At 39.7% G+C, this 14,407-nt stretch carries 13 protein-coding genes; 6 read left to right on the top strand and 7 right to left on the bottom strand.

Features of this window, described 5'->3' with window-relative positions:
- Nucleotides 1-63: 63 nt before the first annotated feature.
- Nucleotides 64-2,265 carry a DNA topoisomerase III gene (locus BHU72_RS03310; RefSeq protein ID WP_069701214.1) on the bottom strand — a complete coding sequence of 734 codons (2,202 nt, stop codon included), beginning with the start codon at nucleotides 2,263-2,265 and terminating at the stop codon, nucleotides 64-66.
- 319 nt (nucleotides 2,266-2,584) lie between these two features.
- Between BHU72_RS03310 and BHU72_RS03305 the strand changes: the two genes are divergently transcribed.
- From BHU72_RS03305 to BHU72_RS15755, 3 genes are all read left to right on the top strand, one after another.
- Complete coding sequence (locus BHU72_RS03305) at nucleotides 2,585-3,067, top strand: MarR family winged helix-turn-helix transcriptional regulator (protein WP_069701213.1); 483 nt, start codon at nucleotides 2,585-2,587, stop codon at nucleotides 3,065-3,067.
- Between the two features lie 71 nt (nucleotides 3,068-3,138).
- Nucleotides 3,139-3,996 (top strand): SDR family oxidoreductase, encoded by an 858-nt coding sequence (locus BHU72_RS03300; protein WP_069701212.1) that lies wholly within the window; start codon nucleotides 3,139-3,141, stop codon nucleotides 3,994-3,996.
- A 183-nt stretch (nucleotides 3,997-4,179) separates the two neighbouring features.
- Nucleotides 4,180-4,353 (top strand): hypothetical protein, encoded by a 174-nt coding sequence (locus tag BHU72_RS15755; RefSeq protein WP_176720390.1) that lies wholly within the window; start codon nucleotides 4,180-4,182, stop codon nucleotides 4,351-4,353.
- Nucleotides 4,354-4,440: 87 nt separating this feature from the next.
- On the opposite strand, the gene BHU72_RS03295 is transcribed toward BHU72_RS15755, so the two are convergent.
- Nucleotides 4,441-5,691 carry a 4Fe-4S dicluster domain-containing protein gene (locus BHU72_RS03295; RefSeq protein ID WP_218076091.1) on the bottom strand — a complete coding sequence of 417 codons (1,251 nt, stop codon included), beginning with the start codon at nucleotides 5,689-5,691 and terminating at the stop codon, nucleotides 4,441-4,443.
- Nucleotides 5,692-5,860: 169 nt separating this feature from the next.
- On the opposite strand from BHU72_RS03295, the gene BHU72_RS03290 reads away from it, so the two are divergent.
- Both BHU72_RS03290 and BHU72_RS03285 read left to right on the top strand, forming a co-directional pair.
- Nucleotides 5,861-6,304: a MarR family winged helix-turn-helix transcriptional regulator gene (locus tag BHU72_RS03290; protein WP_069701210.1), complete on the top strand. Its 444-nt coding sequence runs from the start codon at nucleotides 5,861-5,863 to the stop codon at nucleotides 6,302-6,304.
- A 68-nt stretch (nucleotides 6,305-6,372) separates the two neighbouring features.
- On the top strand, nucleotides 6,373-7,746 hold the full coding sequence (locus BHU72_RS03285; protein WP_069701209.1) for an MATE family efflux transporter: 1,374 nt from the start codon (nucleotides 6,373-6,375) through the stop codon (nucleotides 7,744-7,746).
- Nucleotides 7,747-7,916: 170 nt separating this feature from the next.
- Here the strand turns inward: BHU72_RS03285 and BHU72_RS03280 are convergent, their stop codons facing one another.
- From BHU72_RS03280 to BHU72_RS03260, 5 genes are all read right to left on the bottom strand, one after another.
- The gene (locus BHU72_RS03280) at nucleotides 7,917-10,097 is read right to left on the bottom strand and encodes a malate synthase G (RefSeq protein ID WP_069701208.1); all 2,181 of its coding nucleotides are present in this window, start codon (nucleotides 10,095-10,097) and stop codon (nucleotides 7,917-7,919) included.
- A gap of 88 nt (nucleotides 10,098-10,185) precedes the next feature.
- The gene (locus tag BHU72_RS03275; protein WP_069701207.1) at nucleotides 10,186-11,349 is read right to left on the bottom strand and encodes a DEAD/DEAH box helicase; all 1,164 of its coding nucleotides are present in this window, start codon (nucleotides 11,347-11,349) and stop codon (nucleotides 10,186-10,188) included.
- A gap of 92 nt (nucleotides 11,350-11,441) precedes the next feature.
- A complete protein-coding gene (locus tag BHU72_RS03270; protein ID WP_069701206.1) occupies nucleotides 11,442-11,909 on the bottom strand; it encodes a YaiI/YqxD family protein in 468 nt (155 codons plus the stop codon).
- Between the two features lie 56 nt (nucleotides 11,910-11,965).
- On the bottom strand, nucleotides 11,966-12,511 hold the full coding sequence (locus tag BHU72_RS03265; protein WP_069701205.1) for a nitroreductase family protein: 546 nt from the start codon (nucleotides 12,509-12,511) through the stop codon (nucleotides 11,966-11,968).
- A gap of 42 nt (nucleotides 12,512-12,553) precedes the next feature.
- Entirely contained in the window at nucleotides 12,554-13,393 is an 840-nt protein-coding gene (locus tag BHU72_RS03260; RefSeq protein ID WP_069701204.1) for an HD-GYP domain-containing protein, read from the bottom strand.
- Nucleotides 13,394-13,616: 223 nt separating this feature from the next.
- Here BHU72_RS03260 and BHU72_RS03255 point away from each other — a divergent pair, with 223 nt between their 5' ends.
- The gene (locus BHU72_RS03255) at nucleotides 13,617-14,291 is read left to right on the top strand and encodes a uracil-DNA glycosylase (RefSeq protein ID WP_069701203.1); all 675 of its coding nucleotides are present in this window, start codon (nucleotides 13,617-13,619) and stop codon (nucleotides 14,289-14,291) included.
- Nucleotides 14,292-14,407 lie beyond the last annotated feature (116 nt).

The following is a 14,407-nucleotide window of genomic DNA, read 5'->3' as shown; positions in this document are numbered from 1 at the left end:
ATAATCTTTTTCTAATTCAGTAGAGTAATAAATTTCACTTTACACTAAACACTTGTTAGTTATTTATTTTAAGTTAAGTTTAGCTAGCGCCTCAGCGAGCGCCGTGTTCACTGGCTCCGCTTCTTTGTTTAATTCTCTAATATACTTTGATGTTTCTTGTTTAGATACCTTAGTATTCCCTTGCTTTCTGCGTTCTGCAAAAGCGCTCATTTTCTCTCGATGACCACATTTGCAGACGAAAATTTGCCCTTCCCCTTCGCCACGCAGCTCTAACTTTTTCTTGCATTCTGGGCATCGTGCGTTGGTAATTTGTGCGATTCCCTTCCGGTGTCCACATTCGCGATCTTCGCAGACCAGCATTTTACCCTTTTTGCCGTTAACTTCTAATAAATATTTCCCACAATCAGGACATTTTGTTCTGGAAACGTTATCATGTTTAAAGACCTTTGCGTCGCTTTTAATTTCTCTAACCACTGTTGCCGCGTAGTTCTTCATTTCGTTAATAAAATGATTCTTATCGAGGTTTCCTTTTGCAATGGCACTCAGCTTCTGTTCCCACGATGCTGTCAATTCTGGAGATTTTAAATCTTTTGGCACTAGGTTTAAAAGCTGTTTCCCCTTTGACGTAACGTGTACTTCCTTCCCTTTTTTCTCTATGAGAAAACTATTGAGAAGCTTTTCAATAATATCTGCCCTTGTCGCAACAGTACCTAGCCCACCAGTATGGCCTATCGTTTGAATCAAATCCTTGTTGCTACTATTCATATACCGTGTTGGATTCTCCATTGCCGACAATAAAGTTCCTTCATTAAAATATGATGGTGGCTTTGTTGCCCCTTTTGTCTGATCAATTTTAGCAACAGATAATACTTCACCTTCGTTGACTGGTGGTAGTGTTTGGTCCATATCATGCCCATCATCATTTCGGGAGTCATCATCTTCTTGGAAATGGTTATCATATACTTCTTTCCAACCAAGGGAGATGACTGTCTTTCCTTTGGCTATTAAGGTTTCGCTCCCGATTTTGGCTGTAATGGTGCGTTGTTCATATTCGAAAGCCGGGAAAAGCACAGCGAGGAACCGTTTCACCACTAGGTCGTAAATCTTTCGTTCCTTATCACTTAACTTCCCAAGAATCGGAGATTGCTCCGTTGGTATAATGGCATGATGGTCCGTTACCTTTTGGTTATCCACAAAATGGCTATTTCCTTTGATTGGGTTGCGTAAAATTTTGGCAGTTAATTTCGTATATTCACCAATAGCACATGCCTTCACTCGATCCTTCAAAGTATCTACGATATCCGTTGATAGGTAGCGTGAGTCAGTCCGTGGGTAGGTTAAACATTTATGGCTTTCATATAGACCCTGCATGATAGATACTGTTTCTTTGGCAGAAAAGCCAAAGATTCGATTGGCATCCCTTTGCAACTCGGTTAAATCATATAACTGAGGCGCATAAGCTTTCTTGTGTGCTTTTTGAATACCAAGTACTTTTGCTGGCTGTCCCTTCATCTGTCCTATGATTCGATCGCATACCTCTTTATCGAAGGTTCTTGTTTCCTTCGTCTTCTGATCTTGCCAAGTAAGACTTAGACCATTGCTTGCAGTTACTGCAATTCCATAATAGGATTTTGGTTGGAACTTCTGTATTTCCTCTTCCCGTTGTGCAATGATTGCAAGCGTCGGAGTCTGTACCCTACCACAAGATAACTGCGCATTATATTTACACGTTAACGCTCTCGTTGCATTGATGCCAACAATCCAATCCGCCTCAGAACGAGCTACAGCCGAAGCGTATAAATTGTCAAACTCCTTACCATTTCTTAGCTTTTGGAAGCCTTCTTTAATCGCTTTGTCCGTGACTGAGGATATCCATAGCCTTTTAAGTGGCTTTTTTACATTCGCTTTTTCAAGAATCCAGCGAGCGACAAGCTCACCTTCGCGTCCGGCATCGGTAGCAATAATAACTTCTTTTACATCTTTCCTCGTTAGAAGCTCTTTCACGATTTTGAACTGTTTCCCACTTTGTTTGATAACCACAAGCTTTAATGGTTGCGGCATTAAAGGCAAATGCTCCAGTTGCCACGATTTATATTTATCGTCATATACTTCCGGATCTGCTAAGGTAACTAAATGTCCCAATGCCCAGGTTACAATATATTGATCTCCCTCGAGATAGCCGTTCCCTTTTTTATTACAATTCAGTACCCTCGCTAAATCTCTACCTACCGAAGGCTTCTCCGCTAAAACAATATTCTTACTCATATGTGGTCCTCTCTTTATTGCAATTTGATACCTCCTAGCATACTATGACGAGTTTTATTATTCAAATCTATCCATGTTTTCGTGCAAAATACAAAAATAATTAGAACTGCTGAATTGGTGGAAATTTATGCGGATATGGAGATCAAAGCTATTGACAATATTTATATAGTTAGTATACTAACTATATGTAGGCTAATTATATTTACTTAGCTCATATGTCAATTGAAAAATTAAACAACAATTTTCTTCGACCATTTCTTTATTACTTTTCTTGGATTCACAATAATATTTTATTCCTAATATGAAAGGGGACCGTTGCATGGAGGACTTTTCACAAAATCTAGGCTACTTACTAAGTAAATCTGCCAAAATCATGAAGTGGCATTTTAATGAAGCATTAAAGAACTATGATCTTACGGCAGCACAGTGGTCTGTCATCAAGGATTTGAGTATTCAAATGGAACTGCTTCATGCTAGTCAAAATTCTGCATCAGGTATACAAGGGCATCCCCTTTCTCCTGCTGCTGTTGCATTGAGACTTTATTATGACCGACCTACAATCTCTGGAATTATTGACCGACTCGAAAAAAACGGCTGGGTTGTCCGCAAGCCGAACCCTGACGATCGCCGCTCACAGATCATTGAGCTTACGGAAAAATCCGAAAGCTTAATCCACGAGTTAAATCATCATGGGAACGACATAATGGAGCGTGCCGTAGCAGGATTTGATTCTGATGAGTTAGTTGCACTTAAAGCCTATCTTGGTAGAATGATTGTCAATTTATCTAAGGAAGGGGACTAACACAGTAGTCCTGTTTACTAGAAATGAAACGAAATGATTGTATTTAATCTTAAGAGATTCGGGGTGCTTTTATGGCAGACAAAATTTTAGTTACTGGAATGACAGGAAATGTCGGAAACGAAGTGGCGATTCATTTGCACAAATCCAGTTATCCTTTTGTAGCTGGTGTGAGGAATGTAGAGAAGGCGCAAAAACAATTTGAAGAGCAATATGAATATGTAGCATTTGATTTCGAAAGACCGGAAACGTTTCCCAATGCCTTTCAAGGTGTGACGAAAATGTTCCTAGTTCGACCACCAGCCTTGGCAAATTTCGAGAAACAAATGAAACCAGTGCTAGATTATGCAAAGCAAGCGCAGATTCAGCACATTACCTTTCTTTCGTTAATGGGGATTGAAAAGAATCCAATTCCACCCCATTATAAGATTGAGAAATACATTCAGAAGAGCGGTATTCCCTATACGTTCCTACGTCCTAGTTTCTTTATGCAAAACCTTAACCAAGCCCATGTATATGATATTAAGGAGTTGAACGATATCTATATCCCTTCAGGTAAAGCAAAGGTTAGCTTTATCGATACACGGGATATCGGCGAAGCAGGTGCTATTACACTCATGGAACTTGGTCATGAGCATAAATGTTATACATTAACTGGTGGCGAATCAATCGACTATTACCAAGTAGCCGATATCTTCTCTGAAGTTCTTGACAGAAAGATCATTTATTCTAACCCTGCTCCCCTGGCTTTTCGTAGAACTATGATTAACCGTGGAATCGATAAGGGCTTTGCCAATGTCATGGTTGCACTGTATCTCACAACAAAGCTTGGGATGGCGAAAAAGGTAACTCCCGATTTAGAGATTATTCTCGGAAGAGCTCCGCGAACCGTGAGAGAATATACCGAGGATCATCGTCACTTCTGGGAGTAGATTTGCCGAAGCAATACGTTCTGCACCCTCGCATTCTCTTTATTGAGTATTTTACTGAGTATCTTTATTGAGTCATTTATTGAGTATCGTTTCAGATTCTGCTATAATAGCCTGTACAATAAAGTATTTTCTAGCGACTTGTTGCTAGAATTTCATAACGTTTGTACTTAAGGAGTTGTATGTATGACTGAAGAAAAAAAGAAGGTTAGTCTGCAGGATCTTGTAAAGCAGAAGCTGGCGAATAAACAGCAGGAGCAAGCAAAGTCTAAGGCAGGTGGCACTTCATCCGAGACGAAACAAATGAAGAGCCAGCAAGCGAAAAAGAATACGATTCAACGCCGTAAAATGGGCGGTTAAATCACAACCAAAAACTTGGCATCCTCCACAAAGAGTTTGCCAAGTTTTTTATGTGGCTCTAGTCAATTGTTGGTTGGTAACTGATTTCTAACGACTAGACATCCGTTCTATTAGCTTTTCTAAATACACTGACTTCATTTGTTTGCTAGCCATCGCTTGTTTCAATGGAGGCAATTTGAGAATTGTAGATAAAATAGCCGCCATTGCTCGGTGGCTCTTTAACGCATGGTTATCGAAGATTAAATTCTGTAGCTTACCCCGCTCAATAGCCATTACCACTGTTCGATGGATGGAATCAACGGGAGTAATCACCCGCTCCTCTCTTTGGCGCAGTGTAATACTTCCTCTCGAGCAGGAGCGGACACAAACGGCGCATCCTAGGCAGACGCCCTCATCAATCTTTGCGATCCGATTTTCTATAGATATTGCCCCAATCGGACATGTTCGAACGCATTTGTTGCACCCCGCGCACGAACTATTGTCAATCTCTGGAATGTAGTTGGTCGTATGTACAGGTCGTAACATGCCGAATTTCCGTGCTGCTATTAGAGCTTCACAACAACATCCACAACAATTACAGATAAAGCTAATATCCCGTTTCACGTTTTCCCCACACTGAACTAAATTATTCTCATAGGCTTGTTGTAGCAGCTCTAGCCCTTCTGATAAATCTACCTTTCGCGCATACTGATGCTTAATGAGTGATTGTGCTGTGTTATTGAAGGTCATACATATATCCATAGGAGCATCACACCCCTGATCTACATGATGCATTTTGTTTCGACAATAGCATGTACTGATTCCAATATGTGTGGCCGTTTCTAGCATATGTGTAGCACGCTCATAGTCTAGGATGTGAACTGCTTGCTCATTCGTAAGTACAGGCTCCTGAACGAATACCCTCCCTAACCGAGTCTCGCTATCAAAGAAAAGACTCTTAATAAAATCTTCTTCAACATTTAAATATTGATAATATAATTCACTGAGAAGTTTTTGATTGATATCCCCACGCGTCCGCATAATTGAAAACTCAAAGAAACCCGCCATTGGGGGCGGTAAGACATACCTCTGCACACCGTTATAATCTAGGTCAAGTAATATCGCTCGACTTGCTAGCCGCTCTAGGATGCGATGAGCTTCTTTTTCACTAAGTTTCCAGACATCTGCTGCTGTTTTTACCGTAAACGGTCGTATGGGTAATTGTGCGACAAGTTCTGCCTCTTTCTCCGTAAACAATACTCCTAGTATTTTATACAACGTATCTGATGGTGGAGCACCAAGTGGAAAGCGGTTAATACGTTCTTCCAAGCGTTTATACCCAGGTTTAATCGATTCCAATCTATATACCTCCCTTTCCTCCGTACATATTATTTCCATTATAGCGCTAATCTAATATTTGAGTAAGAATAGTTGCATTGACAACTATTTTAGTGCCAGTTATAATATTATATGCACTTGTTGCATATGCAACTAATTTTGTAACCAAATTTTCAGTTAGGAGAGTTCAATGAATTCGGATATGTCGCTAGGGAAATGGATATCCTTGTTATATCGTTATGGTCATATCTATATTACAAAGGAATTAGAACAATATGACATTGGCAAGGGACAATTTTTATTTTTAATTGCCCTTTATCAGAAGGACGGTATGTCACAGGATGAAATAGCCTCCTTTCTGCATATAGATAAAGGTACAACGGCTAGGGCTTTGAAAAAACTTGAACTAAACGGATATATAGAAAGAAAGTCGAATGATCAAGATCTTCGTTCGAATTTTATTTTTTTAACACATAAGGCAATGGCCTTTAAACCAAATCTTCGTAGTAGCTTACAGGGCTGGACAGATATATTAAGTGCTGGTTTAACGGATGAGGAATTAGAAATGGCATTTACTCTTTTTCGAAAAATGGCGAAAAACGCCGCCGATTATGTGCATAATGAGCGAGCATAATTCACGGTTCATCTGAGAAAAATGGATATTGCGCGAGTAAAAAGATTTGAAAAATAGGGGGATATTCCGTGAAACACCAAAGTGAACATTTAGGAACAGAACCAATTCCTAAATTATTATTAAAATTATCAGTACCAGCCATGCTAGGTGCTTTAGTAATGGCTTTATATAACGTAGTCGATACAATATTTGTATCTATAGCTGTAGGAACTATTGGAGTTGCAGCAGTGTCGATTGCCTTTCCTGTGCAGATGATTATTATGGCTCTTGCTGGCGCAATTGGGATTGGTGGTGCTTCTCTCATCTCTAGGCTATTAGGTGCTGGGGAGAAAGATAAGGCGAATCAAGTTTTCGGAAATGTTATTAGTCTTGTAATCTTAGTAAGTTTTGTCGGCTTACTAATAGGATTACGTTATCTAACTCCTCTACTTTATTTATTTGGTTCCAGTGATTCCATTTTGCCTTATGCCCAAGATTATTTGGGAGTCATTTTATTTGGAACTGTATTCTTTGCTTTTGCTTTTTCTATGAACAACATTATTCGTTCGGAAGGAAATGCCAAAGTTGCGATGTACTCTATGCTCGTTTCATCCATACTCAATATTATTTTAACCCCATTATTTATTTTCACCTTTGGATTAGGGGTTAAGGGTTCGGCTATAGCTACCGTATTGTCCCAAGGAATCACTGCTATCTATCTTGTTTTATACTTTTTACGCGGGAAAAGTAGCTTAACGTTCCACGCAAAAAACCTTTTACCGTTTTGGCACCATATCCAAAAGATTGCTGCCATTGGTTCTGCTGCTTTTATCCAGATGGGTGCAAGCAGTGTGATGTACGTAGTAGCAAACCACCTTCTAGGAACATATGGTGGTGATGTTGCAATTGGTGTCTTCGGTATTATCCATAAAGTTCTTATGTTTGCAATGATGCCAATTATGGGTGTAGTCCAAGGATTAACGCCACTGGTGGGCTATAACTTTGGTGCAAAATTGCATGATCGCGTTACAGAATCGATTAAGCTAGCAATTAAAGCTACAACCGGCATCGCTGCTATAGGATTCTTAGCGATTATGATATTCCCTAAGCTGATCATGTTGATTTTCACTGACGAGCTTCCTGCAATAGAAATGGGAGTTAGCGCCCTGCGGATTATGTTCGCTTTATCGTTAACGATTGGTATTCAAATGGTCGCTGGTAGTGTCTTTCAAGCACTGGGTCGGGCTAGGGCTGCAGCAATTTTATCGTTATCCCGCCAGGTATTGTTTCTAATTCCGTTCTTGCTTATTATGCCGTATTTCTTTAAACTGACGGGAATATGGATTGCATTTCCGATGGCCGATATATTTGCCTTCTCTTTATCTTTATGGTTTATGAATCGGAATAAGGAAATTTTCTCTGCTGCACCAGCAACCGTTGCCAACGAACCTTGTTTAGAATAATGATGCGATAACAGCATTATGAGCTAAGAATATAGCAACACATTGATTGAGAAAGGGTTAGCCAATCGGCTAACCCTTTCTATGCATGAACTTAAGAATTTACATGAATTTATATATATTTACTTGGCCTAAATTAAATGTACGTGCATTTAATTTATTGTCCATATCAATTAGCATTGGCCTGTAAATTTCTGTTTTGCCTCAATTCTACGGCGATGCAGAATTGGCTCTGTATACCCGCTAGGCTGTTCCTTGCCTTTAAAGATTAACTCGCATGCCGCTTGGAATGCCACAGAGCTTTCAAAGTCAGGTGCCATTGGACGATAGAACGAATCCCCTGCATTTTGCTGGTCTACTACTTGTGCCATGCGTTTTAATGTAGTAATTACCTGTTCTTCCGTGCATATTCCATGGTGCAACCAATTCGCCATATGCTGACTCGAAATTCTTAACGTGGCCCGATCTTCCATCAGACCAACATTATTGATATCTGGTACTTTCGAACATCCAATGCCTTGCTCTACCCAACGAACTACATACCCTAATATGCTTTGGGAATTGTTATCTAGTTCTTCTTGAATCTCTTCTGCCGTCCAATTAGAATCCTGTGCGACTGGAATTGCCAAGATATCATCCTTAGAAACAGTTAGAGTGCTAGCTAATGCCTGTTGTATTTCTATCACTTTTACTTGATGATAATGAAGTGCATGTAAGGTTGCTGCCGTTGGCGATGGTACCCATGCAGTATTGGCCCCTGCAAGCAATTGGCTTCCTTTCTGCTGTAGCATCGTTGCCATTGCATCAGGCATTGCCCACATTCCCTTGCCGATCTGTGCACGTCCTTGCATACCACACTGCAAACCTACTACTACATTCGATTTTTCGTAGGCCTGTAGCCATGTTGAAGATTTCATTTCATTCTTGCGAATCATCGGACCCGCTTCCATGGAAGTGTGGATTTCATCCCCTGTACGATCTAAGAAACCTGTATTGATAAAGACAATCCGATTCTTTACTTTCTCAATGCATGACTTTAAGTTCAGAGATGTTCTACGCTCTTCATCCATTACACCAATCTTAATTGTATAGCGACCTAATCCAAGTAGGTCTTCAATGCAATCAAACATTTCGTTGGCAAAAGCTACCTCCTGCGATCCATGCATTTTCGGTTTTACTATATAGATTGATTGTTTGCGGGAATTTGCAAATGCTCCATTCCCTAGAATATCATGCTTCGCAATTAAGCTTATAAAGATACCATCTAAAATACCTTCTGGTGCTTCTTCGTCATTTTCCATAAGAATCATGTTATTGGTCATCAAATGCCCTACATTTCTTACAAACATAAGCGAACGGCCTGGCAAAGATATCTCTTCTCCAGCTACTGATGTATAGCTACGGTCAGCGTTTAGAGTCCTCGTTAACGTCTTTTCGCCCTTTTTAAATGTTGTGCTTAATGTTCCTTTCATAAGACCTAACCAGTTCCGATATATTGCTACCTTATCTTCTGCGTCTACTGCTGTTACGGAATCCTCGAAGTCCATAATCGTTGTCAAAGCAGATTCGATATAAACATCTTTAATCCCCGCTGCATCTGTTTTGCCGATTGGATGGGCACGGTCAATTTGAATCTCAATATGAAGTCCATTATGTTTCAGTAAAATAGAGCTCGGGTCATTTGCATCCCCTTTATACCCTACCAATTGGTCGGCAGCTTTAAGTTCTGTAGCACTTCCATCATTCAATTGTACGAACAACTTATCATTGTTTATTAAATATTGAGTAGCCTCTTTATGGGAGGCGCTGTCCAACGGTACAGCTTGATCTAAGAAATCCCTCGCAAAAGCAATCGTCTTTGCCCCGCGAATTGGATTATATCCTTCGCTCTTTTCCGCGCCATCCGTTTCTGGAATTGCATCTGTCCCATAGAGCGCATCGTAAAGACTACCCCAGCGCGCGTTAACAGCATTCAACGAATAGCGGGCATTCATGATGGGAGCGACTAATTGTGGACCTGCCTGCAGCGCAATTTCGTCATCCACATTGTCAGTAGTAACTTGGAAATCCTCTACTTCCGGTTCTAAATACCCGATATCTTGCAAAAATGATTTATATTGCTGAAAATCAAAGTTCCCTCTAATACTTCGGTGCCATTGATTGATTTTGTCTTGCATTTCTTCTCTTACAGCAAGTAATTGCTTGTTTCGTGGTGTAAAGTCTATAAGTAATTTCTCGACACCTTGCCAAAAAGCTTCTTTCTCGAGTCCACTGTTAGGAATCGCCTCTTCATTAATAAAATCATACAGAACTTGAGCGACTTGAAGATTTCCTACTTGTACGTAATCTTTCATATTACCCCTCCATTAATTTCTTCTGTATATTACATTAACTCATTCCTAATTATAGAGTAGCAATAAAGAACTATAGAATCAATAGTCCTTACCTTCCTCTTTTTTCTGTGATTTTACCACCGTATAACTTCTTTTCTTGTAAAGAATTTGTTACCTTTTTCGCATAACGTGCTAAAATGGACTCTTCACTTTTCGTAACGAGGGTATAGACAGTGCCGCTTGCCCCCATCCTTCCGGTTCTTCCGGTACGGTGTAGATACTGATTCCCATCCCTTGGTAAGTCGAAATTGATTACATGGGTTAGCCCCTCAATATCTAGACCACGGGCCGCGACATCACTTGTTACGACAAAGGCAATTTTGTTATCTCTTAAATCGTTAATTACTTTCTTGCGTTCCGAACTGCTAGAATTCCCTGTAAGCGTTCCAAAGGATATTCCTTTAAACTTGAGCTTCGATTCAAGCTCCGATAATTTCTCAAAATCGTTGATAAAGACTAACGCCTTCATTTTTTCCGCGCGCATGACTTTTAACAGCGCATCAATCTTCTCTCTCTGCTCACAGATGAAATAGATATGTTCCGTATTGGAAGGGGCAATGTCTTCTCTCTTAACTTGTATGAGTTGTGGTTGATTCATCAGGTCTTTCCCGATTTGTTCCGTTTGCTTCGATAATGTTGCTGAGAATAGTACGATTTGGCGATCCTTAAGTGTCGCTTTCACGATGTGATTTAGGTTTCCGATATGCTCCTGTGCAACTAAGACGTCAAACTCGTCCACGACAATTGATTTTACTTCGTGCATCTTAAGTTTCTTAATTTTAATAAGCTCCAGTATGCGGCCTGTAGTACCTACAATGATATGAGGCGCTTTCTTAAGATTGTCGATTTGCTTATTGATATTGGCGCCTCCAATGAGTGATGTTGGAACAATGGTAGTTCCCGTTGTCCACTTCTGGACCGTCTGATAAATCTGCATTGCTAATTCATGGGATGGAGCGATGACAACTGCCTGTATGCTTTTTTTCTCAGGGTCAATCTTATGTAATATAGGGATTAAATATGCTAACGTCTTTCCTGTTCCCGTAGGAGATTCCGCTATCACATCTTGCCCTTTAAGGATTGGCGGAACGGATTTTTCTTGGATGGCGGTTGGTGCTGAGAAGCCTGATACCTTCCATGCCTCCTGCAAAAATGGTTTTACTTGTAATGTCTCTAGCCAGTTGTTATTTGATTCTACCGTTTGGTTTTCCATATTGAGCTCCTTAGTTTCTTATTTCATTCAGTGATTTTATCTATCATTCGGTAATCCGTCTATCATTCAATGGTTCATTTATCATTAGTGGTTCATCTATCAATGAGTGATTCATTCATGTCATCACTTGCGGTCATGAGAAGTCTTCGTAATCCAGATTCGAATTTGCGGTCATCTTCTGTAGTTCTCTTTCTTGGACCCTTAGTCCGTCCACCACCGCGCCTTAATTTCGCCTTTGCTTCTCTTTCTTCCATTAAAAATTCAATCCGTTCTGGTTTATACTGAATCCCAATCGGGCTTATGCATTTAGCAGGTTTTCCGAGAACCATAGCAGCTAGACCCCAGTCTTGGGTAACCACTATATCTCCTTTAGTGGCTATATTGATAATCTTAATGTCCGCCTCTTGGGAACCACTATCTACGGTAATGTGGTGGTCGGATTCTATGTTGTGATTGAAACTCGCTACTGTCCAAACGGGTACAGAGAATTCCTGCCCGAGTGAAAAGCAAATTTGCAGCGCCGCTTTCGGGCAAGCATCCGCATCTACAATAATTTTCATAAAAGCCTCCTATTTACATCGACAGTGAACCTTATACACTTGTTGTTCATATATACTTATTGTTCCCGCTTTTCCCAATTCAACCCATATTGGTTTTCGTGCACTTTATGGTACTGTAAATCTTGTTCATCATGAGGCTTCTTATGTTCATCCGGATATCCAATGGCTATGATTGCTTGTACGCGTTTTGTCGCAGGAATCTGTAAGAGCTCTTGAATGTACTCTTCGGAAGTAACGCTCTCGCTGTGTTGTCGGTTTCTAATTTGAATCCAGCAGGAACCTAAACCCATTGATTCCGCCGTTACATGTAGAATTACAGAGGCAATTGATGCGTCCTCAATCCATACATCACTTTTCTCTTCATCCCCAAGGACGACGATTCCTAATGGCGCATTCTTAAGAAATGCGGAGCCATGAATCTTTGATTTTGATAGTTCCTCTAGTAGCTCTGAATCTGTTACTACAACAAATTCCCACGGACAAATATTTCTCGAAGATGGAGAAAGTAGTGCTGCTTTGATTAGTTGCTCAATAAGATGATGCTCCACTGTAGTTTCCTTAAACTTTCGTATACTTCTACGTTTCAGCAATACGTCTAACATATAATATTCCTCCACAGCAAATTGAATAATTACACCCAATAATTAAACAATATCGACTATCTCTATATCTTTTTCTCGACTTAAATCTATGATATTCTGTTCTGTTTGAACCATCGGTCGGCTTGGCATTGTTGGATTGACGTATATTACCTTACCCGTCATTCCATTGCTTAATAATACTTGAGAACCTACTAAGCCATTTACAATATTCGTCAAAAAGCATTGGCTTACCATTGGATCTAAATTACCATAGCTACCCTCAGTAATCTCCTTTATCACATGGTACATAGGCCGCTTCGCTGTGAAGCTTCTTTCCGATCTCATAGCGTCGAACATATCTGCGATCCCAACAATTTTAGCAAACTGATGCGTCTCATTTCCTTCTAAACCAGAAGGATATCCCTTGCCGTCTTGACGTTCATGATGTTGTAATACCGCAAGTAAGACCCCTTCTTGCCATTCATCTTTTGCTTTTAATATCTCATACCCTTTTAATGTATGTTTCTGAAAAATCTCTAAGTCTTCTTCATTTAACGTAAACTTTTTATTTAATAGTGAGTTTGGGATTTTCGCTTTTCCGATATCATGAATTAAGCCTGCGCAAGCTAACTGATATATGTCATCTTCCCCCAACTTCAACCATTTTCCAAGCATTGATGAAATTATTGCAACATCTATAGGGTGCGTATAAAAATATAATTCTACCTCTTTCAACTGATCAATAAGATGAAACAGATTTGATTCTTCTAGTACTAGGTTTTTTATTTTTTCTGCTTGTTCTTTAATGTTTTGGGATTGAACCTCTCGATTAAAGCGCACATCCTCAACCATCTGCTTTATAACAAAAATTGTTTCGTGGTATATTTCAACAATACCAGCCAACTCTTAACCTCCTTATATCCCCCGAAATTAAAATCTTAGATATCAATTTCATTAGCACTGTATACGCAAAATTTATCTATTCATATTTTACTAGTAATAGTATTTTTTGTACATAAACCGCATGTACTCTATTTTGTTGGACCAAATCTGTTACACCCATAATCTAGCCTTTTTGATATAATACATCCATACTGATTTCAAATTTCTCTTATAGGTGAAGCAGATGAAACTATTAAAAAATGAGTGGCAGAATCTATTAGAACAAGAGTTTCAGAAAGATTACTATATCCAGCTCCGGCAGTTTCTAGCTAACGAATACCGGACGAAAACAATCTATCCTGATATGTATGATATCTTTAATGCACTACATTTCACAGACTACAAGGATGTAAAAGTCGTGATTCTTGGGCAAGATCCATACCACGGACCAAACCAAGCTCATGGCTTAAGCTTCTCAGTGAAACCGGGGGTTCCAGCTCCGCCATCGCTAGTTAATATATTCAAAGAATTACAATCAGATTTACATTGCTATATTCCTAACAATGGATATTTGAAAAAGTGGGCTGATCAAGGGGTAATGCTATTAAACACTGCTTTAACTGTACGAGCAGGTGAAGCCAACTCCCATAAGAACATAGGCTGGGAACTGTTTACTGATCAAATCATTCGTATATTAAATGATAGACAAGACCCTATCGTATTCATTCTATGGGGGGCAAACGCGCAATCAAAACTTAGGATTATCAACAAGCCACAGCATTATATCATTAAGTCTGTACATCCTAGCCCATTATCTTCGCATAGGGGTTTCTTTGGTAGCAAACCGTTTTCCCAAACAAATAAGTTCCTTACCTCTATAGGCAAGGAACCGATTGACTGGCAGATTGAAAATATATGACGATATTTACATTACTAGATGATTCTATTTCTATTGGTGCTTTTTTAACCATTGTGCCATTTCATCTAGTGCTAAGCCAAAGTTTCCAACCTGGCAGTGATTATGGCCCTGATCTT

The sequence above is a fragment of the Desulfuribacillus stibiiarsenatis genome (genome assembly GCF_001742305.1).
Lineage (GTDB): Bacteria > Bacillota > Bacilli > Desulfuribacillales > Desulfuribacillaceae > Desulfuribacillus_A > Desulfuribacillus_A stibiiarsenatis.
Note: the sequence above shows the minus strand (reverse complement) of the source record. Positions and strands in the feature narration are given on the sequence as shown.

Bases quoted from the DNA above. Each gene is read 5' to 3' on its own strand.
- BHU72_RS03310 (WP_069701214.1), bottom strand. From the start codon at position 2,265: ATGAGTAAGAATATTGTTTTAGCGGAGAAGCCTTCGGTAGGTAGAGAT.
- BHU72_RS03305 (WP_069701213.1), top strand. From the start codon at position 2,585: ATGGAGGACTTTTCACAAAATCTAGGCTACTTACTAAGTAAATCTGCC.
- BHU72_RS03300 (WP_069701212.1), top strand. From the start codon at position 3,139: ATGGCAGACAAAATTTTAGTTACTGGAATGACAGGAAATGTCGGAAAC.
- BHU72_RS15755 (WP_176720390.1), top strand. From the start codon at position 4,180: ATGACTGAAGAAAAAAAGAAGGTTAGTCTGCAGGATCTTGTAAAGCAG.
- BHU72_RS03290 (WP_069701210.1), top strand. From the start codon at position 5,861: ATGAATTCGGATATGTCGCTAGGGAAATGGATATCCTTGTTATATCGT.
- BHU72_RS03280 (WP_069701208.1), bottom strand. From the start codon at position 10,097: ATGAAAGATTACGTACAAGTAGGAAATCTTCAAGTCGCTCAAGTTCTG.
- BHU72_RS03275 (WP_069701207.1), bottom strand. From the start codon at position 11,349: ATGGAAAACCAAACGGTAGAATCAAATAACAACTGGCTAGAGACATTA.
- BHU72_RS03270 (WP_069701206.1), bottom strand. From the start codon at position 11,909: ATGAAAATTATTGTAGATGCGGATGCTTGCCCGAAAGCGGCGCTGCAA.
- BHU72_RS03265 (WP_069701205.1), bottom strand. From the start codon at position 12,511: ATGTTAGACGTATTGCTGAAACGTAGAAGTATACGAAAGTTTAAGGAA.
- BHU72_RS03255 (WP_069701203.1), top strand. From the start codon at position 13,617: ATGAAACTATTAAAAAATGAGTGGCAGAATCTATTAGAACAAGAGTTT.